The sequence below is a fragment of the Mucilaginibacter sp. UYNi724 genome (assembly GCF_054057495.1).
In genome coordinates, this window is the sequence record NZ_JBSRZI010000001.1 from 53,338 (window position 1) to 74,360 (window position 21,023).

20 protein-coding genes are annotated in these 21,023 nt (G+C 43.1%); 7 read left to right on the forward strand and 13 right to left on the reverse strand.

What is annotated here, in order from left to right:
* Positions 1-32: 32 nt before the first annotated feature.
* Both ACVW0P_RS00280 and ACVW0P_RS00285 read left to right on the forward strand, forming a co-directional pair.
* Positions 33-476 carry an SRPBCC domain-containing protein gene (locus tag ACVW0P_RS00280; protein WP_457130304.1) on the forward strand — a complete coding sequence of 148 codons (444 nt, stop codon included), beginning with the start codon at positions 33-35 and terminating at the stop codon, positions 474-476.
* Between the two features lie 63 nt (positions 477-539).
* Entirely contained in the window at positions 540-1,205 is a 666-nt protein-coding gene (locus ACVW0P_RS00285) for a basic secretory protein-like protein (RefSeq protein ID WP_457130305.1), read from the forward strand.
* A gap of 377 nt (positions 1,206-1,582) precedes the next feature.
* On the opposite strand, the gene atpG is transcribed toward ACVW0P_RS00285, so the two are convergent.
* From atpG to ACVW0P_RS00325, 8 genes are all read right to left on the reverse strand, one after another.
* Positions 1,583-2,491, reverse strand: a complete 909-nt coding sequence (gene atpG / locus ACVW0P_RS00290) for an ATP synthase F1 subunit gamma (protein WP_457130306.1) — start codon at positions 2,489-2,491, stop codon at positions 1,583-1,585.
* An 85-nt stretch (positions 2,492-2,576) separates the two neighbouring features.
* A complete protein-coding gene (atpA, locus tag ACVW0P_RS00295) occupies positions 2,577-4,151 on the reverse strand; it encodes a F0F1 ATP synthase subunit alpha (protein ID WP_457130307.1) in 1,575 nt (524 codons plus the stop codon).
* A 32-nt stretch (positions 4,152-4,183) separates the two neighbouring features.
* On the reverse strand, positions 4,184-4,732 hold the full coding sequence (atpH, locus tag ACVW0P_RS00300; RefSeq protein ID WP_457130308.1) for an ATP synthase F1 subunit delta: 549 nt from the start codon (positions 4,730-4,732) through the stop codon (positions 4,184-4,186).
* 81 nt (positions 4,733-4,813) lie between these two features.
* Positions 4,814-5,308, reverse strand: a complete 495-nt coding sequence (gene atpF, locus ACVW0P_RS00305) for a F0F1 ATP synthase subunit B (RefSeq protein WP_354428388.1) — start codon at positions 5,306-5,308, stop codon at positions 4,814-4,816.
* A gap of 102 nt (positions 5,309-5,410) precedes the next feature.
* A complete protein-coding gene (atpE, locus tag ACVW0P_RS00310; RefSeq protein WP_191173613.1) occupies positions 5,411-5,620 on the reverse strand; it encodes an ATP synthase F0 subunit C in 210 nt (69 codons plus the stop codon).
* Between the two features lie 47 nt (positions 5,621-5,667).
* The gene (gene atpB, locus ACVW0P_RS00315; RefSeq protein ID WP_457130309.1) at positions 5,668-6,744 is read right to left on the reverse strand and encodes a F0F1 ATP synthase subunit A; all 1,077 of its coding nucleotides are present in this window, start codon (positions 6,742-6,744) and stop codon (positions 5,668-5,670) included.
* 32 nt (positions 6,745-6,776) lie between these two features.
* A complete protein-coding gene (locus ACVW0P_RS00320; RefSeq protein ID WP_457130310.1) occupies positions 6,777-7,163 on the reverse strand; it encodes a hypothetical protein in 387 nt (128 codons plus the stop codon).
* Positions 7,160-7,390: an AtpZ/AtpI family protein gene (locus tag ACVW0P_RS00325; RefSeq protein ID WP_354428382.1), complete on the reverse strand. Its 231-nt coding sequence runs from the start codon at positions 7,388-7,390 to the stop codon at positions 7,160-7,162. Before ACVW0P_RS00325 ends, ACVW0P_RS00320 begins: the two co-directional genes overlap by 4 nt.
* 68 nt (positions 7,391-7,458) lie before the next feature.
* Between ACVW0P_RS00325 and ACVW0P_RS00330 the strand changes: the two genes are divergently transcribed.
* The 5 genes from ACVW0P_RS00330 (at position 7,459) to uvrC (ending at position 15,088) form a co-directional block, all read left to right on the forward strand.
* Positions 7,459-7,665, forward strand: a complete 207-nt coding sequence (locus ACVW0P_RS00330; protein WP_354428381.1) for a hypothetical protein — start codon at positions 7,459-7,461, stop codon at positions 7,663-7,665.
* Complete coding sequence (locus tag ACVW0P_RS00335; protein WP_354428379.1) at positions 7,655-7,981, forward strand: type II toxin-antitoxin system RelE/ParE family toxin; 327 nt, start codon at positions 7,655-7,657, stop codon at positions 7,979-7,981. Before ACVW0P_RS00330 ends, ACVW0P_RS00335 begins: the two co-directional genes overlap by 11 nt.
* Before the next feature lie 10 nt (positions 7,982-7,991).
* Positions 7,992-10,919, forward strand: a complete 2,928-nt coding sequence (gene porW / locus ACVW0P_RS00340) for a type IX secretion system periplasmic lipoprotein PorW/SprE (protein ID WP_457130311.1) — start codon at positions 7,992-7,994, stop codon at positions 10,917-10,919.
* A gap of 7 nt (positions 10,920-10,926) precedes the next feature.
* The gene (locus ACVW0P_RS00345) at positions 10,927-13,164 is read left to right on the forward strand and encodes a penicillin-binding protein 1A (protein WP_457130312.1); all 2,238 of its coding nucleotides are present in this window, start codon (positions 10,927-10,929) and stop codon (positions 13,162-13,164) included.
* A 100-nt stretch (positions 13,165-13,264) separates the two neighbouring features.
* The gene (gene uvrC, locus ACVW0P_RS00350; RefSeq protein WP_457130313.1) at positions 13,265-15,088 is read left to right on the forward strand and encodes an excinuclease ABC subunit UvrC; all 1,824 of its coding nucleotides are present in this window, start codon (positions 13,265-13,267) and stop codon (positions 15,086-15,088) included.
* A 196-nt stretch (positions 15,089-15,284) separates the two neighbouring features.
* Here the strand turns inward: uvrC and porN are convergent, their stop codons facing one another.
* From porN to ACVW0P_RS00375, 5 genes are all read right to left on the reverse strand, one after another.
* Positions 15,285-16,253, reverse strand: a complete 969-nt coding sequence (gene porN / locus ACVW0P_RS00355) for a type IX secretion system ring subunit PorN/GldN (protein ID WP_457130314.1) — start codon at positions 16,251-16,253, stop codon at positions 15,285-15,287.
* 7 nt (positions 16,254-16,260) lie between these two features.
* On the reverse strand, positions 16,261-17,778 hold the full coding sequence (porM, locus tag ACVW0P_RS00360; RefSeq protein ID WP_457130315.1) for a type IX secretion system motor protein PorM/GldM: 1,518 nt from the start codon (positions 17,776-17,778) through the stop codon (positions 16,261-16,263).
* A 34-nt stretch (positions 17,779-17,812) separates the two neighbouring features.
* Positions 17,813-18,622: a type IX secretion system motor protein PorL/GldL gene (gene porL / locus ACVW0P_RS00365; protein WP_354428369.1), complete on the reverse strand. Its 810-nt coding sequence runs from the start codon at positions 18,620-18,622 to the stop codon at positions 17,813-17,815.
* 43 nt (positions 18,623-18,665) lie between these two features.
* Positions 18,666-19,994 carry a T9SS ring complex lipoprotein PorK/GldK gene (porK, locus tag ACVW0P_RS00370; RefSeq protein ID WP_354428368.1) on the reverse strand — a complete coding sequence of 443 codons (1,329 nt, stop codon included), beginning with the start codon at positions 19,992-19,994 and terminating at the stop codon, positions 18,666-18,668.
* 258 nt (positions 19,995-20,252) lie between these two features.
* Positions 20,253-21,017, reverse strand: coding sequence for a uroporphyrinogen-III synthase (locus ACVW0P_RS00375; protein WP_354428366.1), 765 nt, complete (start codon positions 21,015-21,017; stop codon positions 20,253-20,255).
* Positions 21,018-21,023 lie beyond the last annotated feature (6 nt).

Sequence of the window (21,023 nt, forward strand, 5' to 3'; positions counted from 1 at the left end):
GGGTATCTTCGTTATATATTAAATATTAGATTATGAAAGAGCAATTTAGTATCAGCATCAACGCGTCCCGCAGAAAAGTTTGGGAAACACTTTGGGGCGATGAAACTTATCCGCAATGGACTGCACCATTTTGTGAAGGTTCAAAGGCCATTACCGACTGGAAAGAAGGCAGCAAGGTTTTGTTTAGCGACGGTGAAGACCGTGGCATGGTGTCTATGATTGCCCGCAATATCCCTTACGAGTTTATGTCGTTTAAAATGCTGGGAGAATTAAAAAACGGTGTGGAAGATTTCACCAGCGATAATGCGAAAAAGCTGGCCGGCGGCATGGAAAACTATACCCTTACGGGCGATGCCAATAAAACCCACTTAACGGTAGACCTGAGCGGTACTAACTTGGATCAAGATATTATGAACTACTTTTCGCAAACCTGGCCAAAAGCGCTGGAAGCATTAAAAGCCGTTGCTGAAAAATAACTTTGTATCAGCCTTTTTACCGATAATACAACTGCATTTGCTCATTAAAGCTATTTTTGCTGAATGAAAAAGTCACTATTAATATTTTTAACAACCATAATATGCGGCGCAAGCTTTGCCGGCGGCATAGATACCATAAAACGTAACGCCTACACACTTATCGTACACGGCAACGACGCTAACTTTGATAAAGCTATTACCGATAAACTTGTCAGCACATTTTTTATTGTTTACCCAAAAATTGTGAACGAATACAACAAGAAAAGCCTTAAAAAGGTGGAGTTTTTTATCGATACCGCCTACCATGGTGTTGCTGCAACCGATAATGGCCGCGTGGTTTTTAGTCCGGCTTATATGACTAAGCACCCAAATGATATTGATGTGGTTACCCACGAGGTGATGCACATTGCCCAAAACTACGGCAGTTTCGACGGGCCGGGATGGTTAACAGAGGGCATTGCCGATTACGTGCGTAACGAGCAAGGTGTGGCTAACGCTGCCGCAAATTGGAAGCTGCCGGATTTTAAGCCTACCCAAAATTACGATAACGCCTACCGTGTTACCGCCCGATTTTTAGTGTGGGTAGAAACTAAGGTCAAAAAGGGGACCGTTAAAAAATTAGACAGCCAGATGCGCGATCATACTTACACAGCAGCATCTTGGAATAAACTTACCGGTAAATCGGTTGATGACTTGTGGAAGGATTATTCGACTCACCCGACGATATAATTGCCAGCCTGAATTTACCGGCTTTAAAGGTGAAATGACGTAAGAGGGACAAAAAAAGCGTTATTTAGCTGCGCTATATACACCCGGTCAGCAGCACCTAAAATCGCCCTGAAAACGACCTGAAACGCCACCCGTAACTGCAGAATGTTCACGTTCACGGCCATGAACGCGCGTGAACGCTCGTATCTGCCTTATAATCAGCGTTTCCTATTTTTACATATACTGACAAAATAGCGCCACCATCATTAGTATGGTTTGCCAGGCGCACCATTACAGTCTATTAAACGCGCGGCATTGCAATAACGATCTGCCTGAAACTAAGAAAGGCCTTCCAAAAATTGGAAAGCCTTTCTTGTTTGTCAATTTAATGATTAAAATCAACCACCTAATGCTGCTGCACCACTTACGATCTCGGTAAGTTCGGTTGTTATTGCTGCCTGGCGTGCCTGGTTGTATGAAAGTTTTAGGGCTTTCAACAGGTCGCCTGCATTTTCGGTCGCTTTATCCATCGCTGTCATACGTGCGCCATGCTCAGATGCGTTTGAATCTAAAACGGCACGGTATAACTGAATTTTAATATTTTTAGGGATCAGCTGTTCTACTATCTCTTCCTGCGAAGGTTCTAAGATGTAGTTAACTTGCGTTTCAATAACAGCATCCTTAGTTTTAACCACTTCTTCTTTTGGTTTTGCTTCGGCCATTGGTACCGGCAATAATTGCTCGGCAACCTGGAACTGTACAGCCGCGTTGCGGAAATGGTTATAAACCAATTCAACACGATCGTAATCGCCATTGATAAAGCCTTGCATAATGCTGTCGGTAATTTTCGAAGCATTGATAAAGTTCAGGTCAAGGTACAGATCGTTGTTGTTACCAATAACGTTATACTTACGACGCTGAAAAAACTCCTGGCTTTTTTTACCGATGGCAACAATAGAAACGTTACCCGCCCTTAACTGCTCGCTGTATTTCTCGGCAATCAAGTTATTGGCAGTTTTAATAACGTTGGTATTAAAAGCACCCGCTAAACCACGGTTTGATGATACAACAACAACCAATACACGCACCGGCTCGCGCTGTTGCAGGTATGGCGAAGCACCATCCTCTAAACTTGCCGATAGGTTTGCCAAAAGGTCTTTCAACTTATTAGCGTACGGGCGTAACTGTACAATAGCATTGGTTGCCCTTTTCAGCTTCGCTGCCGAAACCATTTTCATGGCCTTGGTGATCTGCTGTGTTGAGCTTACGGATGCTATCCTGTTTCTTACTTCTTTTAAATTAGCCATTCTTTAATATGGGGGTTCGGGGAGCGAAGTGTGAAGTGCGAAATAAATTTTCACGCACCTCGCACTCCGCACCTCGCAACTTAAATTAATATTTACCTGCCAATTCTTTAGCTACTGTTTCCAGTACGCCTGTCAACTGGTCATCAAATTTACCTGCTTTAAGGGCTGCCAACACTTCAGGGTGGCGTTGCTCTAACTGGCTTGTATATTCTGCTTCAAACTCACGGATCTTGTTAACCGGTACGTTACGCATCAGGTTTTTAGTACCTAAGTAGATGATAGCTACCTGTTTTTCTACCGTTACCGGAGAGAACTGGCCTTGCTTCAAAATTTCTACGTTACGGGCACCTTTGTCAATTACGTTTTTGGTTGACGCATCTAAATCCGAACCGAATTTAGAGAATGCCTCAAGTTCACGATATTGTGCCTGGTCAAGTTTAAGTGTACCGGCAACTTTCTTCATCGATTTGATCTGCGCGTTACCACCCACACGTGATACCGAGATACCTACGTTAATTGCCGGGCGGATACCTGCTAAGAACAAGTTAGACTCTAAGAAGATCTGACCATCAGTAATTGAAATTACGTTGGTAGGGATATATGCAGATACGTCACCAGCCTGTGTTTCGATAATAGGCAAAGCGGTTAATGAACCACCACCTTTAACAATGTGCCTGATAGACTCCGGCAAATCGTTCATTTGCTGCGCGATGTTATCATTGCTGTTAACTTTTGCAGCACGTTCTAATAAACGGCTGTGCAGGTAAAATACGTCACCCGGGTAAGCCTCACGGCCCGGTGGGCGGCGTAATAACAATGAAACCTCACGATAAGCTACCGCTTGTTTAGAAAGATCATCATAAACGATCAATGCAGGGCGACCTGTATCACGGAAGTACTCGCCAATTGCAGCACCTGCAAACGGCGCAAAGAACTGCATGGTAGCAGAGTCTGATGCATTAGCCGCAACAACGATAGAGTAAGGCATAGCACCGTTCTCTTCTAATGTGCGTACAATGTTTGCAACTGTAGAAGCCTTTTGGCCACAAGCTACATATATACAATATACCGGCGCGCCGGCATCGTAAAATTCTTTTTGGTTGATAATGGTATCGATACAAACAGCGGTTTTACCAGTTTGGCGGTCACCAATAACCAACTCGCGCTGGCCACGGCCAATCGGGATCATCGCGTCGATAGCTTTGATACCTGTTTGTAATGGCTCAGTTACCGGCTGGCGATAGATAACACCAGGCGCTTTACGCTCCAAAGGCATTTCGTACGTTTCGCCGATGATCGGTCCTTTACCATCAATTGGGGTACCTAAAGTATCTACAACACGGCCAAGCATGCCTTCGCCAACGTTGATAGATGCGATACGGTTGGTGCGTTTTACATTGTCACCTTCCTTAATATCGTCAGATCTACCTAACAATACCACACCTACGTTATCTTCTTCAAGGTTTAATACTATACCTTGTAAACCGTTATCAAATTCAACCAGCTCACCTGATTGTACTTTAGTTAGTCCGTAAACGCGTGCAATACCGTCACCCACCTGGAGCACGGTACCCACTTCTTCTAATTCAGATTCTGACTTAAAGCCCGCTAATTGCTGACGCAAAATTGCTGATACTTCGTCTGGTCTTACCTCTACCATTTTTGAATTTATTTTAGAATTTTAATTTAATACTATTTGATTGCAACCTGTGCAAATTCCTTTTTCATTCGTTTTAAGCTGCTGGCTATGCTGGTATCAACCTGCCTGTCGCCTACAGTAAGCACAAAACCACCAATTAACGATGGGTCAACTTTATCAGTAAGCTTAACCGTACCGCCAATCGCTTTCTGCACATCGTCAAGCATTTTTTGCTTATTCTCTGCAGATAGTGGTGACGCGGTTATTACTTTGGCATTAGTAATTTGATTCTTCACATCGTATAAACCAATAAACTCCTGCGCGGTAGTGTATAACACTTCGCCACGGCCTTTATTGATCATGATGTTTAAGAATGCAATAGTTACCTTGTTAACCTTGCTGCCAAAAACATCAGCCAGTATATGTACCTTTTTACTGTGCGATATAATGGGGTTAGCCAAAACAGCACCCAACTCCGGGCTACTTTTTACAGTACCCAAAAAAAGCTCCATATCAGTTTTAACCTCTTCAAGGGCTTTTTGCTCCCCGGCAAGGTCAATTAGTGCTTTCGCGTATCTTAATGCTACTGTTATTTCTGACATCGTTCTTGAGATTTGAGATGTGACATTTGAGATGTGAGACTGCTTGTCTTATGTCTCAAATCTGCCATCCCATGTCTAATATTATAACTTAACTTCTTTTAACAGCTCTGCAACTAATGCATCCTGTTTGCCCTGGTCTTCAAACTGCTTGCGCAATACTTTCTCCGCAATCTCAATAGATAAAGCAGCAACCTGATTTTTTACATCTGCCATAGCAATTGTTTTTTGGTTGTGGATATCAATACGGGCAAGCTCTATCTGGCGTGCACCTTCTTTGTGTGCAGCATCTTTAGCATCAGCTATGATCTGGTCTTTCACCTTTTTAGCTTCCTGCAAAATAGCATCACGCTCTATACGCGCTTGTTTTAAAAGCACTTCGTTCTCGTTGGTTAAACGAGCCATTTCTTCTTTAGCAGCCTCAGCTTTTGAAAGCGAGTCTTCAATAAAGCGCTCGCGCTCGTCAAGGGCACCCATAATAGGTTTCCAGGCAAATTTGGCAAGTAAGAAAAACAGCACCAGGAACGATACCGTTGTCCAGAACACTAAACCAATCTCGGGGGTAACTAATGGATTCATTATATATGATGTATATATTTTAACATTCAATTTAATAACCGTGCCCGCAGCCAATCGCTACGGGTACGGTTAATTTTTTAATCCTCTTGAAGGGATGAAATATTATTTCAAGCCTAAGAAAGATACAACCACACCAAACAAAGCAGCACCCTCTACAAGGGCAGCAGCGATGATCATTGCAGTTTGGATTTTTGAAGCAGCTTCTGGCTGACGAGCAATACCTTCAACAGCTTTACCACCAATTTGACCGATACCTATACCGGCACCAATTACGGCTAAACCTGCACCAAGTGCAGCGATACTTCCAAACATTGTTTTAAATTTAAAGTGTATATATTAATATAATTATTTGCAAAAAATTAGTGGTGGTGCTCCTCAATAGCTGTACCGATAAACAACGCGGTTAACAGCGTAAAAATGAACGCCTGCAGTGCTGCTACCAGCAACTCCAATACATCCATAAACACCACAAAAGCTACTGATACGGGCGCAATGCCTACCGACTTGAACACAAATATCAGTGATATTAAGCTAAGCACAATAATGTGACCAGCTGTAATGTTGGCAAACAAACGTATCATTAACGCGAAAGGGCGTGAAATGATGCCCACCAACTCGATAACCCACCATAAAGGCCAGATCCAAACAGGCACATCGGCCGGGATGAAAATGTGTTTCCAGTAGTGTTTGTTACCGTTAAGGTTTACTACTATTAAAGTGATAACAGAAAGCACAAGCGTTACGGCTATATTACCCGTTAAGTTTGCACCCCCGGGGAAAAAAGGCACAAGGCCTATCATGTTGTTGATCCAGATAAAGAAAAACACGGTTAATAACAACGGCATAAAGCGCTGGTATTTGTAACCGATGTTTGGGCGGGCGATATCGTCCCTTACAAAAAGGATAAGCGGCTCCATAAAAGATTGTAAACCTTTAGGTGCTTTGCCCTGGCGTTTTTTGTATGCCGATGATACGCTAAAGAAGATGATAAGCAGGAAAGCGATACCCATCCACATGCTTGCCACGTTACGGGTGATAGAAAAGTCAATTAAACTACTATTCCATTTTACAATGCTTGCGCTTTCGGCAACAGTATTATTTTCGCCAACAATATTTACTTTATCGTTTATTAAACGGTATGTGTAGTATTTGCCAACGTAGTCTGCATGGCCATGCTCGAAACGCGATGAAGAAAATACTTCGAGGCCTTTATCAGTGTACAATACAACCGGAAGTGGTAACGAAGTTTCGCCCCAAAGGTGTAAAGAATGAGAGTCGGCAATGTGTTCTAAAATAACCTCGCTTGGCTCAAACTTCTTTTCAGCGCCTTCGGCATGTTCAGCGTGTTCTTCCTGCGAAAAAGCCGGTATTGAAAATGCGGTCAGCGTTAAAAAAACGGCACAAATTCGTAAAAGTGTAAAAATTTTTGATTTCAAAATTGAGCTTTTATACATCTAAATAAAGTTTTTTACTTTAAATTTTGGTTGCGCAAGTTACGTAATAACACGTAAACTTCAAAGGCCGTATTTAAGAAATATAAGTAAAAGAAATTGCCTGCAAAAACGCCCTTTTCTACCTTGTTTTTCATTAAAAATATCACCATAAATGCCAGGCAGGCCAATATTTTAAAAGTAGTCCCGGCCAAAAAAACCTGGGCGTAGTTTTCGGGGTTTATTTTTTGGGTAAATAATATGGCCATTACTATTAAAAACGTAAGGCCTGTAATGTAGGCGAACATTCCCCAGAAATAGGGCATCAATAAATTAGGGTATCCTGCCATTGAAATGCCAAAAGGCAGGGCGGCAAGTACCGCCACAAAAATGGCAAACGATATAAGTGCAGGTTGAATCTTCAATTTCGTACAGATCTGATAACGATGAACAATGATATAAACACCCCGGCAAGCGACAGCGCTGCGGTTACCCACATGGTATCGTGTTGGTTGGCTTTGTCTATTTTATAACCGGCGAATGCAAAGATGCCGATAATAGCGATCATCTGGAACGCCAGCCCGGTATATTTGGCGTAAGCGTTTACTGCTTTGCCCCCTTCTTCGGGTTGCTTTTGTTCATTTTGTGCCATGCGGCAAATTTATTAAACCTATTGAATAGTATTTAGTAAATTAGCGATACTTTTTATATCCATTTTCTATGAAAATTTTATTGGACATTCAGGATGACAAAGCTTCGTTTGTATTAGAAGTTTTAAAGAACTTTAAATACGTGAAAACCAAACCGTTGACAGATGAGAACAGTCGTTTTCTAAGCGAATTAAAAGAGGCTGTAGAAGATGTTAAGCTGATAAAGGCCGGTAAACTTAAGGGCAGACCTGCGGAGGAATTGCTTGATGAGTTATAATGTTATCACGCTTCATTCATTTGATAAGCAGGCAAAACGTCTCGTAAAAAAGTATCCCTCATTAAAAATCGAATTAGGTGAATTAATAAGGTCATTAAAAAGCGAACCTAAACAGGGTACCTCTTTAGGTTCAAGTTGTTTTAAGATACGGCTATCTATCGCAAGTAAAGGGAAAGGTAAAAGTGGCGGAGGTAGAATTATCACGCATTTACATTTCTCAGAAAATACCGTTATTCTTTTAAGTTTATACGATAAAGCCGAACAAACAAATATATCAGACGCTGCAATTAAAGAATTATTAAAATATATCTATTAACCAAAAACCATTGAGGCCAACTTCTACCCTTTCTTTAGTTAAGTTATTGTTGCTTGCCATACTTGTGGTTGTTGCCGGCTGTTCTCTCGAGAAAAAGAGCGGGTTTAACCGGGGCCTGCAAAATTTAACAGCCAAATACAATATCTTGTTTAATGCCAAAGAGATCCTTCGCCAAAAACAAGAAGCTTATGAAGCTGGGTATGTTGACGATTACAGTGAACTGCTAAGCGTTTACCGCGATACCATAACCAAAAGCGATGTACCCGATAAAGAGCTGGACCTGGTTAAAGAGAAAGCCAATACCATCATCAGCGTTAAAGAGCAAAGCCATTATTTAGGCGATGCCTATCTGTTACTAAGCAAGGCCAATTATCTCGATGGAAATTACTTTGACGCGGTAGAGTATGCCAATTATGTTATCCGCTCGTTTGGCAGCAATATTGAGCTTAAACAAGAGGCATTGGTTTACAAGGCGCGTTCATTACTATACATCAATCAGCCTAACGATGCTAAAACCGCTTTAGATAGCGCCCTTGCTGAGGTCAACCCCAAAAAAAATATTACCGGCGATGTGTACGCCACCAAACTGCAGTATGATATAAACGTACAAGACTATGCAGATGCCGAAGTCATGGCGAAACTGGCGGTAGAGAACGCACACGGTAAAGAGCGCGAATTACGCTGGACATTTATCCTTGCGCAATTGCAGGAGATGAACCACGAACCTATTGACGCGGTTGCCAATTATGATCGCGTTAGCAAAAGCAACGCGATATTTGACATGGCCTTTAATGCCAACCTTAATCGCATCCGTATTGAGGACATGCAGAATGGCGTTAAAGTAAGCCGCCTTACCCGCCTGCGGTCGCTACTTAAAAACGCTAATAATAAAGATTTTACCGACCAGGTATATTTCCAGATAGCGCAGATCCAGTACAACGATGGCGAAATAGATAACGCGCTGAAAAGCTACAGGCAATCCATCAACTACAGTACAAAAAATCAAAATCAAAAGGGACTGTCTTACCTGCGTATGGCCGATTTGTATTTTAAGAATAAGGGTGATTACACCGGCGCCAAAAACTTTTATGACAGCGCGTTGGTGAGCCTGTCGCCAAATTACCCTAACTATCATATCATTAAAAAGAAGGCCGACAACCTTCAGGTACTGGCAGATAGGCTGCAGGTAATTGACCGCGAAGATACCTTACAGATGCTTGCCAAACTTGATGAACCAACCCGCCTTGCCCGCATCGATAAAATGGTGGAGGCAAAAATATTAAGATCGCAACCTGCACAAGTAAATAATGCCCAGGCACGTAGTGCTATCAATGTAAACCAAACGGCACAAGAGAGTTTGCCCAATGGCGATAACTTTTACTTTAGCAATGCCAACGCGGTAAGCCAGGGTTTTAGCAGCTTTAAGCGTGTTTGGGGTAACCGCCGTTTAGAGGATAACTGGCGCAGGGCCAATCGCGCGGGCAGCGACATTACCCAAAACAATTCGGTAGCCATACAGGCAACTGACCCGGATGGCGGCGCAAATGACCTGGTCAGCAACAACGCCAACAAGGTTACAGCAGGCAATTACAGGCAGGAGCTTTTGCAGAATCTGCCGCTTACACCCTCGTTACTGGCACAGTCTAACAAGCGCAGTTATGATGCGTATCTGGATATTGCCAACTTTTACCGCGATGTATTGGATGATAAAAAAGAAGCTATTGCAGCCTACGAACTTATCTTAAGGCGTTTCCCAAATAACGATAATACCGCGGCAATATATTATAACCTATACCGCCTGTACAGCGATACAGACCCTGCATCCTCAAATAAGTATAAAGATCTGTTGGTGAAAAACTACCCGCAAACGCCATTTGCCAGGATCATCCTAGACCCGGAGTACAGTAAGCACATCAATGATGAGGATACCGGCTTCAGCATACTATATAATAATATATACGATCTGTATGCAACCAGGCAGTATGCAAAGGTTATCACCGCGTCGGATGCTTTGCTGGCGGAATATCCAAATAATCGGTTTGCATCGCAGATCTATTACCTGCGCGCCTTTGCTGCGGGTCACTTGGGGCCATTAACTCCTTTTAATACCGATCTGCAAAATATAGCAACCAAATACCCCAACGATAAACTGATAACCCCGTTGGTTAATCAGCATTTGGCGTACATCGTTGCCAACCGTTCAGAACTATCATTACGTAGCGTGGTAATATCTGATCGTGAAACAAACGACTCACAGTTTACCCTACCTATCCCCTACCAAAAAGAAACAGAGTTTAGGGTACCTGCAGAAAAATATATACCGGGACCCGATGTGCGCAAACAAGAGCCGAAACCGGTTACGCCACCTTTGTTAAAAGAGCCAAAAGCTTCAGAAATAACTTCCGCTCCGCCAAAGGTTGAAAAACCTGCAGAGGTTGCCGTTGTTAAAGAATCTGTAAAAGAAACGACTGTTGAAACTAAAACTGATATTTTGCCACCGGTAACGCAATCGGCACAGGTTACTGCACCTGTTGTTACACTACCTGCGGTTGCACCTGTTAAGCAAACCCCATCGATATTTAGCTTGCGCGATAGTACCAATTATTACCTGGTGATAAATGTAAGCAGCGGCGCAATCAATCTGTCGTCATCTCGTTTTGGTATTGGGCAATTCAACAGGGTTAGTTATAACAGCACCGGCATCAAACACCAGCTAAAAGCCGTTGGGTATGATAACCAACTGATATATATTGGCCGCTTTGCCAATCTTGCAAGTGTTAAAGATTATGCCCGTAAGATTTTACCGCTGATGCCGGATATTATGAAGGTGCCGCAGGATAAATACAGCTTTTTTATTATAACACAAGAAAATCTGAATAAATTAGCCGACCGAAAAAAACTGGATAGTTATACAGACTATTATCAACAAAACTACTAAAAAACAGATGATCAATAAAGTTTCGCAACAGGATATTAAACGTTACAACTGGTATATATGGCGTTTTGTGATCGCCTGTTTCTCTTTTTTCGTGCTGATGATATTGCTTATCGCGTTCCAGGTGTTTGGCCCGTTGCCGTCATTCGCCGAGCTGGAAAACCCTAAAAGCGACCAGGCATCAGAGATCATCTCGTCAGATAAGCGGGTTATTGGCAAATATTATATCAAGAACCGCACAAGTGTTACTTATAAACAGATTTCGCCAAACATTATCAATGCATTAATTGCTACCGAGGATACCCGCTTTTACCAGCACTCGGGGATAGATTTTCAGCGTACGTTCAGCATAATATTTTATAACCTTATTGGCAAAAAACAAGGTGGTAGTACCATTACCCAGCAGTTGGCGTTAAACCTTTTTTCGGAGCGGTCGCACAACCCTTTTAAACGCGTCATTCAAAAACTACAGGAGTGGATCACCGCGGTTAAGATAGAACGTAACTACACTAAGGAAGAGATTCTTACCCTGTACATGAACACCGTAGATTTTGGCGCTTATAACACTTATGGCATCAGTTCGGCATCGCGTACTTACTTTAATACTACACCAGATAAACTTACGCCGGACCAGGCTGCTTTATTGATTGGGATGATAAACGGCCCTGGTATTTACTCGCCCATAAACCACCCCGATAACGCTAAAAACCGCCGTAATTTTGTTCTTCGCCGTATGGATGAAGAGGGCTTTTTAAGCGCCGGACAGGCAGATGAATATAAAGCCAAACCACTTGGTTTAACCTTTAGCCCTATAGACCATAACGACGGTATTGCAACCTATTTTAGGGCTATACTTAAAAAAGAGGTGCAAAAAATATTGGTTGATAAATCGATCATGAAACCCGATGGCACCCCTTACGACCTCGACCGCAACGGCCTAAAAATATACACTACCATTGATGCCACCATGCAGCAATATGCCGAGGACGCGCAGAAAGAATATATGCGTACCCTGCAGGCGCAGTTTAACGCCCACTGGAAAGGGATTAGTCTTTGGAAAAGCATCCCAAACTTTAAATCACTGCTTGATAAAGGCATGTACAGGTCAGACAGATATATCGCCCTAAAATCGCAGGGGGCATCTGAAGAAGAGATCCGTGCTGATTTTAATAAGCCTGCAAAAATGAATTTATTTACCTGGCGTGGCGATATCGATACATTGATGAGGCCTATCGATTCTATTGTGTATTGCAAAATGTTGCTACGTAACGCGCTTATGAGTATGGACCCTACTACAGGCTACATTAAAGCATGGGTGGGCGGTACCAACTTTGAGCATTTCAAATACGACCAGGTAAAAATGGGTACCAGGCAGGTAGGATCTACCGCTAAACCATTTACTTACGCCGTGGCTATTGATGATGGGATTTCGCCTTGCCAGCAAGTGGCCAATGAGCCTATCACCATTACCGGCTATGGTGCCGACTGGACGCCGCGTTCGTCGCCAAGCGAAACTGTGCCGGGTGTAATCACCTTGCGCACCGCACTTGCCCGTTCGCAAAACTGGGTTACCGCCTATGTAATGAACGAGGTTAAGCCCGTCCCGGTTATGGAACTGATCAAAAAAATGGGGATCACCAGTAACGTTCCGCCATATCCTTCTATCTGTTTAGGTACGTTCGATGCATCGGTTTTTGATATGACTGGTGCTTACTCGGCATTTGCCAACCAGGGTGTATGGACAGAGCCTACCTACCTGTTGCGTATCGAAGATAAAAACGGGAACGTTTTATATAACAATACGCCGCGCATAGTGCAAGCTATGAACGAGCAAACCGCTTATGTGATGACCTACATGCTAAAAGGCGTTATTGACGAGGGTACCGGTTATCGCTTACGTGCCAAATATGGCCTTACCAACCCCATCGGCGGCAAAACAGGCACCACGCAAGATAACTCCGACGGATGGTTCATGGGAATTACCCCGCAACTGGTTACCGGCGTATGGACAGGTTGCGAAGACCGCGACATCCACTTCCGGTCTACCCGCCTTGGCGAAGGTGCCAATACCGCACTGCCTATATTTGCAGGTTACATGAAAAGGGTTTACGCCAACCCTTCCTTAGGGATCAAAAAGAATGTAGACTTTGTAGCGCCAAAATCCGGCGTATCTATCACGCTGGATTGTGGGGCCTACAGCCAACAGCAAAAAGGCACTAATGAGGTGGATAATAAATTAGACTTTTAGAACTTGTTATAAAGTTGAAATGTTGTAAGGTTTAAAGGTTGTCTTTATTATTGATTCAACAACATCCCAACCTTAAAACGTTCCAACCTTTCAACAAAAGATGGAGAAATTCGATTACAAGGAAGCTTTAAAAAATATACCGCACAAACCGGGTGTATATCAATATTGGGACAGCGAAAAACAGCTCATCTATATTGGTAAGGCAAAAGACCTGCGTAACCGTGTGGGCTCATATTTTAACAAAGACACCCAAATAAATGCCAAAACCCGGGTGCTTGTTTCCAAGATCCGTAACATCACTTTCACTATTGTAGATACCGAGGTGGATGCCTGGCTGCTGGAAAACAGCATGATCAAGAAGCATCAGCCCCGCTATAATGTGATGCTGAAGGATGATAAAACCTACCCCTGGATCATCATCAAGAACGAGAATTATCCCCGCATATTCTGGACACGCCGCATCATTAAGGATGGCTCCAAATACCTTGGCCCTTATGCCTCTGTAAGTATGATGCATACCATTTTGGGGCTGATAAAAGAAACTTATGCCCTGCGTACCTGCAGCCTTAACCTTACCCGCGAAAACATCGAAAAAGGCAAGTTTAAAGTTTGTCTGGAGTACCAGTTAGGCAACTGCAAAGGCCCTTGCCAGGATTTCCAATCTGAGGCCGACTACGACAATAATATTGGCGAGATAACCGACGTGCTCAACGGGAAGATAGGCAACGTTGTACGTGGCTTAAAAAGCGACCTGGACAAAGCGGTAAGCGAGCTTAACTTCGAGCTGGCCCATCGTTTAAAACGTAAACAAGATCTTCTGGAGAACTACCAGAGCAAATCTACTGTGGTAAATTCTTCTATCACCGATGTGGATGTTTTCAGCATCGCATCCGAGGAGAAGTATGCATTTGTAAACTTCCTGAAAGTGATGAACGGCACCATCACCCAAACCCAAACTATCGAACTTAAAAAACGCCTTGACGAAACTGACGAGGAATTGTTAAGCATCGCTATAACCGAGTTCAGGACCAGATATAACAGCACTTCTAAAGAGATCATCGTCCCTTTTAATATCGATGTAGAAGATGAGAAGCTAAAATTTACGGTGCCTAAACTGGGCGAGAAACGCAAACTTTTAGATCTGTCGCAAAAGAATGTGATGTTCTTTAAAAAAGAAAAGATAGACCAGTACGAAAGGCTGAACCCCGATGTTCGCGTGGACCGCCTGCTTACGTTGATGATGAAGGACCTTCGCATGAACACTTTGCCGCGCCATATCGAATGTTTTGACAACTCCAACTTCCAGGGTGCGTATCCGGTATCGGCTATTGTAGTGTTTAGAGATGGTAAACCATCAAAAAAAGATTACCGCTTTTTCAATGTAAAAACCGTTGTAGGCCCGGATGACTTTGCCACGATGGAAGAGGCTGTGCACCGCCGCTACCGCCGTATGCTTGATGAGGGTACCGAGCTACCACAACTTATCATTATTGATGGTGGTAAAGGCCAGCTATCATCAGCGATGAAAAGCTTGAGGTTACTGGGTATAGATAAACAGGTAACCGTTATAGGCATTGCCAAACGTTTGGAAGAACTATACTATCCCGGCGACCAGTATCCGCTATACCTTGACAAACGATCTGAAACGCTTAAAGTGATCCAGCAGTTGCGCGACGAGGCCCACCGTTTTGGTATTACCGCTCACCGGAAAAAACGGGACAAAGGCACCTTAGCCACCGAACTTGAACTAATACCCGGCATAGGCACAACTACCGCCGACAAGCTTTTGAAATACTTCAAATCCGTGAAAAAAATCCGCGAAGCAACTGAAACCGAGTTGCAGGAGGTGGTAAATTTGAAGCAGGCTAAATCTATTACACATTACTTTAATCCATCGGTTAGTGATGTGACGGGTTTGCAATAAGGTCATCCAATTAACACGTCGTCGCGAGTAGAGATGGCGACGTGGGGCAATCTTCGATAGAAACATCAGCGACTGTGTAAATCGGGGATTGCTACGCTACGTTCCAATTAAGGGTCAGTAGGATTACAAGGAAGCACTGAGACATAAAAAAAGCCCATATGCAAACGCATACGGGCTTCAATATTTTCATGCTAAATTACTCGCTGTATTTCCAAAGATTAAGTTCATAATCAAGTATGGTTTTTTTGATCCTTTCAGACTCATAAAGCTTATCAATACCTTGTGCGTAATCGCGTATGCGTTCGTCTTTATCGTTTGATTGTTTCACAATGTAACTGGTAAAAATGCGCTTCACAAAGCAATCGTCGAAGCTTAAGCCTGTTGCATCATTGTTACGGCTTACCGCTTCTTTAACTGCCAATACTTTCCTTGCTTCATCAAAGTAGATCCAAAAAGCCGGTTGGTAATCCAGCTCTAAACCTGCTGCTTTAGGTTTATAAAGTGGTGCGATACCAATGATACGTGGTTCAAATACAGAACGCTGCCTGTCAAAATACCAATCCTCTTTAATGCGGAACTTAACAACGCTATCCGGGTTAAATTCACCTGCCTGGATCGTTGATCCTATTTTGTTACCGTCTTTATCAAACTTATCTACCACCGAGCTATCTGCCATGCGGGCACGTGCCTGCCCTGCACCTAAAGGCCTGCTAAAGCTATCACCGTTAGGGTCATCTTTAGTGGGCGATGGGTCATAGGCTGTAAGTTCACCAAGATCGATAGCATTCATTAACACATCTATCAGCCTGCCTTTTGGCGAGCCAAGATATTGGTTCATCTTCTCGCGAAGGTCAATCTCTCGCCACACACGTTTTGCAAACATTACATCAGCTTCGCGCAGGTTAGCGTAAGGGGTTACCTTTGCACTAAGGATATTGTTTTTCTTGTAATAACCATCCATCGGGCGGTCAAAAGGTTTTTTCCTGTTAGTATCAACAGCCGTTAAATTTGCGCCTGTCGCCTGTCTATCAGGGTTAACACGCAAAGTAACAGGGGCTGTTGTCCTTGCCCTTGTCCCGGCTTTTTTGGTTGTTCTTTTTTTGGTTTGAGCGAATGAAGCGCTGCAAGCAAGGCAAAGTACAATGATCAAAAATCTTGTTTTCATAATCTTCTTAATTAGCCAATAGTATTATCGGGTCAAGCCCGCGCTGTGTGCCATCGGGGCCTACAGCAACTATATCCTGGAATACAACGGTAGTGCCCGGCGTAACACCGTTCATAGCAGAGCGCATTGCGCCAGATAACTCGCCACCCGTGGTTGTTAAGCTAACAGCATCCTGGCGTGGTCTGATAATGATCAGGCTAAACCTGGTGACATTAAATTTAGCGTCGAACTCAAAGTTTTCCAGTTTTGCAAAAAGCCTGTCCTGCGCACGGATGTTGGCCGCGCCGGTTTTGCCACCGCTTTTGCCGGCGAACATCGCTTTAGGATCCGGGATCCGTTTTACACGAAAATCCATAGCGCCTAATACCATGCCTTTATCGCCCATTACGGTCACCTTGGCAACACCCGGTGCACTTACATTTGCCGTGTAATGCCCACCTGAACCAGATACCGAGCCACCGCTCATGCTTACTTTTATACTTTCTTTCGGTACACCCGGTGCCGAAACCGACAATGGGTTTGGTACACCAATGTACAATACATTCATTTTATCCGGAGATACCACTGCCGATGGTTTTGCAACCATATAGCTACCTGTAACAGTGTAAGATTTTGGCGGGCCATCTACTTGCTTAACTAATAAAGAGCCCGTCCAATTACGGATACCTTCACCGCTTGCCCTTGTTGTGTAAGTACCTACACCGTTAGCTGTTGGTATCGGCGAACCGCCCACCGTTATTGTAGGGTTAGATTTAGAATCGTAAGCGGTTAAATAGATGTCCGCTTTATATTCCTGGCCAGATAGCACGTAGCTGGTTGGCGCTACAGCAACAGCCTTAAACTCGTTAAGCGTAACCTGTGCCTGGTCAACTTTACCTAATATCCTTTTAACTACTTCGTTCTCGGCATTTTTATTATCTGCCTGTATTTTTGCTAAAGTGGTTAAAGCAGCGCCTAACGGGATACCTTCTCCAAAATAACCGGTTTGGAAGGTTTTAGATGGATAGCCAGGACGTTTTGGTGGATCGTTTGCATTTAATGAAAAATTAACACCCGCACCATCTTTACCTAATAACCCGATCAGTTTAGCCTTTGTAGCTTCAATTTTCTGCTTTAACACATCGGCTTTTTTATCGTTTATCATCACTTCTGATGATATGTCAAGGCTTTCTCTCGCATTAACGTCATTGATCTCGGGGTTTATACCACCACCTTTTTCAACTAACTCTTTCTTGAGTTCTTCAATATACCCGTTAAGTTCAGCAGAGACCTTAGTTGCCTCTTTAGCAGTAGCTAAAAGTTTATTTGCTTTTTCGGGTTGCTCTTTAACCTTTGTTGCCACAAATGCCGAGTAGGTATTATCTAAACCGGTAGTAACGTTTACGCGCGATTGGTCTAAGCTGTTTGTGATATTCTTGAACGAGTCCAGTAGGCTGTCCGGTACGTTTAAGGCGATAAGCCCTAATAGTACCAGGTACAGTATACCTATCATCCGCTGTCTTGGGGTTTCTTTACCTCCGGCCATGCTTTATATTATCTGTGTTGGTATACTTAATATGTTAGTTAACCCTTGGCTGGTTCATTGCTGTAAGCATGTTACCATACACCGAATTCAATGACGCAAGGTTTTTAGCTAAACGGCCAACCTCATCTTTAAACTGTTTAGAATCGTCTAACGATTCGTTAAAGTTATTCATCGTTAACGACAGGTTTTTGTAGAAGCTGTTCATCGCTTTTAAGTGCGCGCTCGAGTCTTGCAACTCCAGTTCGTACACCGCGTTTAACGATGAAAGGTTTTTAGCCAGGTTAGTAACCTGATCATGGTAAGCTTTAGAATCGATGTTAGTGCCTGCCATTTCATTTAAATTAGCAGACGCTTTCTCAAAAGCATTACTTAAACCATCGTAGCTTGCAGTTGCCTGTTTTACTTTGTTTGTAAAAGCAATTGTAGCGTCGCCTGCATCGGTCACCCTTGAAATGGCGTTAACCTTATCACCAAATGTGCGCAAGCCTTCGCCTAAGCTGCCAATAAGCTCGGGGCCTATTTTAGCGTCAGACAGCATTTTGTCTAAAGCGGCAGTGTTTGAAAAACTGTCGCCACCAGATATAGCAGGCCTTGAAGACGACTTTGGCAATTCGCCAGAAAAATCTTCATTCAATTCGGGATATACACGTACCCAATCCACGTCTTTATCTTCTCGTTGTAAACCGAGGATAAAAAACAATATAGCCTCAGTACCTAATCCAAGTGTTATAAATTCTGAAGCGAACTTCCAGTGTTGAATTTTAAACAGCAACCCGATTATAACAACTGTAGCTCCAATTGATATAATATTCCCAATTCCGAAAGGTTTCTTTTTACCAGCCATAAACTTTAGTAAAGATGATTTGTATTTGTTAGTTTGTTTTGAATTAGCGTTTGTCCTTGATATCGCGACCAAGGAATGGGGTTACACAGCGGAAACCGATATACGATTTCGCGGTGTCCTGGTACTCGAAAGTACTGGTTGAGTTTTGAAGGAAGTAACCGATATCTTTCCAAGAGCCGCCGCGTACAACTTTACGTTTTAGTACTTCGGGGTCGCTCGCTTTTGCTTCGTAATCAAATGTTGGCGCAAGGTCATGCACAAATGTTGATGCAGATTCATCGTAAGCAGATGAGGTCCACTCGGCAACGTTACCGGCCATGTTGTACAAACCATAATCGTTAGGGAAGTATGATCTTACGTTAACTGTGTAAGCACCGCCATCATCAGTATAATTACCACGGCCCGGCTTAAAGTTGGCCATCAAACATCCTTTGGCATTTTTAATGTAAGGGCCGCCCCAGGGGTAGTCGGTTCCTATCCTGCCGCCACGTGCTGCATATTCAAATTCAGCATCGTTTGGTAATGCAAATGGTTGATTGTGCGGGATGTGGCGCTTGTCTTTAGCACCATCGCTTAACCGTGTGCGCCATGCAGTAAATGCACGGGCCTGGCGCCAGGTAACACCCACAACCGGGTAGTTACGGTAAGCCGGGTGAGAAAAATAACCCTCAACCATTGGCTCATTGGCTGCATACGAGAAATCGTTAAGCCAAACCAATGTATCCGGGTAAACGCCTACGGTATCGCGTAAAATGAAATCAGAACGTTTTTTTGTTTTATCGTTACGATAGTTTGATGCATCGCGCAGGGTAAATAACGCGTAGTTGTATTTTAACATACGTACGTCTATCTCGTTACGGTCAAACACACGGTCATCGCCCTGGTAGTAAAGTCCTTGTAATTTTTGTTGGTTCGCCGAGGCGTTTTTGCCACGTGTACTAAATACCGGGTTGTTCTCAACATATTTCCAGTTGATGTATTTCCTGCCGTTTGGATCTGCAGCTGCGCCTTTTTTAGGCTGATAGTAATATTTTGTATCGTTTAAGTAGTTGGTTATAGCAATAGAATCTCGCACCCAAAATACAAACTGCTTGTATTTGGTATTAGAGATCTCCGTTTCATCCATAAAAAACGGAGGAACTGTAACTTGTTTGGTTTGTGCTGTTTGTGCAAATGTTACATCCTGATCTGTTTGACCCATTAAAAACGTACCACCCTTAATATAAACCATGTTAAGGGGAGTTGTTGCCCTGAAAGAACGTTGCTTAACCCCTATAACCTCGCCACTTGAAGCACCACCGCCGCCACCTATGCCGCATCCGGTTAATATAGTACCGGCCAAAACTATTATTAAAAAGTATACTTGTTTCATTTTGTATCCAAAATCAGTCAATATCTATTAATCCTATGTAACAGAACGTACCCCCGAATATATCACTTTTACAGTAACCAAACAGAAAAAATGTTTTTAAAATCTAATAAACAATGCTAATAGTTAAAAAAAACGCCCTTCGATTTCGATAGTACATCAAAGAGTACGATAAAAAATATTTCGTTATTACATAAATACTTTCACCGTTATACGGGCTATTCTGAAAAATGTTGCGGTTTGGCAACTGTTAAATTTTAATTATTTGTTGGCTTGCTTAACGTATTGGTCTATCGCCATGGTCATGGAGGGTGCGGCAGGTGTAGGTGCGGGGATATCCAGGATCAGTCCGGCCTCTAAAACAGCCTTATGTGTAGTTGCGCCAAAAGCTGCTATACGGGTATTATTCTGCTTAAAATTGGGGAAGTTTTTGTACAACGACTGGATACTTGACGGGCTAAAGAACGCTATAACATCATAAAACACTTCGGCAAGGTCGCTTAGATCGCTGCATACAGTGCGGAAAAGCACAGCGGGTGTAAAGTTATAACCGTTATCTAATAAGAACTTTTGGGTTTCTTCGGCCGCTACGTCAGAGCAGGGGTACAGGAATTTTTCGGCAGCATGTTTCTTTAAAACCTCGGCCAGGTCGGCGGCGGTTTGTTTACCAAAAAATATTTTCCGCTTACGGTATTGGATGTATTTTTGGAGGTAAAGGGCGATGGTTTCAGACAGGCAGAAATATTTCATTTCTACCGGAACCTCAAAGCGCATCTCCTCGCAAATACGAAAGAAATGGTCTGCGGAGTTACGGCTGGTAAATATAACGGCGGTAAAATCGGCCAGGTTGATTTTTTCCTTACGGAAATCCTTAGCAGGCACACCTTCTACGTGGATAAACGACCTAAAATCAATTTTTAAATTAAGCTTTTTAGCTAATTCAGCATAGGGATTTTTATCATTCTCGGGTTTCGGCAACGTAACTAATATGCTTTTAACCTTTTTCTTTCTATCTTCCAATGCCATGTTTAA

Coding starts and splice junctions, on each gene's coding strand:
- ACVW0P_RS00280 (WP_457130304.1), top strand. CDS start 33: ATGAAAGAGCAATTTAGTATCAGCATCAACGCGTCCCGCAGAAAAGTT.
- ACVW0P_RS00285 (WP_457130305.1), top strand. CDS start 540: ATGAAAAAGTCACTATTAATATTTTTAACAACCATAATATGCGGCGCA.
- atpG (WP_457130306.1), bottom strand. CDS start 2,491: ATGGCTAATTTAAAAGAAGTAAGAAACAGGATAGCATCCGTAAGCTCA.
- atpA (WP_457130307.1), bottom strand. CDS start 4,151: ATGGTAGAGGTAAGACCAGACGAAGTATCAGCAATTTTGCGTCAGCAA.
- atpH (WP_457130308.1), bottom strand. CDS start 4,732: ATGTCAGAAATAACAGTAGCATTAAGATACGCGAAAGCACTAATTGAC.
- atpF (WP_354428388.1), bottom strand. CDS start 5,308: ATGAATCCATTAGTTACCCCCGAGATTGGTTTAGTGTTCTGGACAACG.
- atpE (WP_191173613.1), bottom strand. CDS start 5,620: ATGTTTGGAAGTATCGCTGCACTTGGTGCAGGTTTAGCCGTAATTGGT.
- ACVW0P_RS00325 (WP_354428382.1), bottom strand. CDS start 7,390: ATGGCACAAAATGAACAAAAGCAACCCGAAGAAGGGGGCAAAGCAGTA.
- ACVW0P_RS00330 (WP_354428381.1), top strand. CDS start 7,459: ATGAAAATTTTATTGGACATTCAGGATGACAAAGCTTCGTTTGTATTA.
- ACVW0P_RS00335 (WP_354428379.1), top strand. CDS start 7,655: ATGAGTTATAATGTTATCACGCTTCATTCATTTGATAAGCAGGCAAAA.
- ACVW0P_RS00345 (WP_457130312.1), top strand. CDS start 10,927: ATGATCAATAAAGTTTCGCAACAGGATATTAAACGTTACAACTGGTAT.
- uvrC (WP_457130313.1), top strand. CDS start 13,265: ATGGAGAAATTCGATTACAAGGAAGCTTTAAAAAATATACCGCACAAA.
- porN (WP_457130314.1), bottom strand. CDS start 16,253: ATGAAAACAAGATTTTTGATCATTGTACTTTGCCTTGCTTGCAGCGCT.
- porM (WP_457130315.1), bottom strand. CDS start 17,778: ATGGCCGGAGGTAAAGAAACCCCAAGACAGCGGATGATAGGTATACTG.
- porL (WP_354428369.1), bottom strand. CDS start 18,622: ATGGCTGGTAAAAAGAAACCTTTCGGAATTGGGAATATTATATCAATT.
- porK (WP_354428368.1), bottom strand. CDS start 19,994: ATGAAACAAGTATACTTTTTAATAATAGTTTTGGCCGGTACTATATTA.
- ACVW0P_RS00375 (WP_354428366.1), bottom strand. CDS start 21,017: ATGGCATTGGAAGATAGAAAGAAAAAGGTTAAAAGCATATTAGTTACG.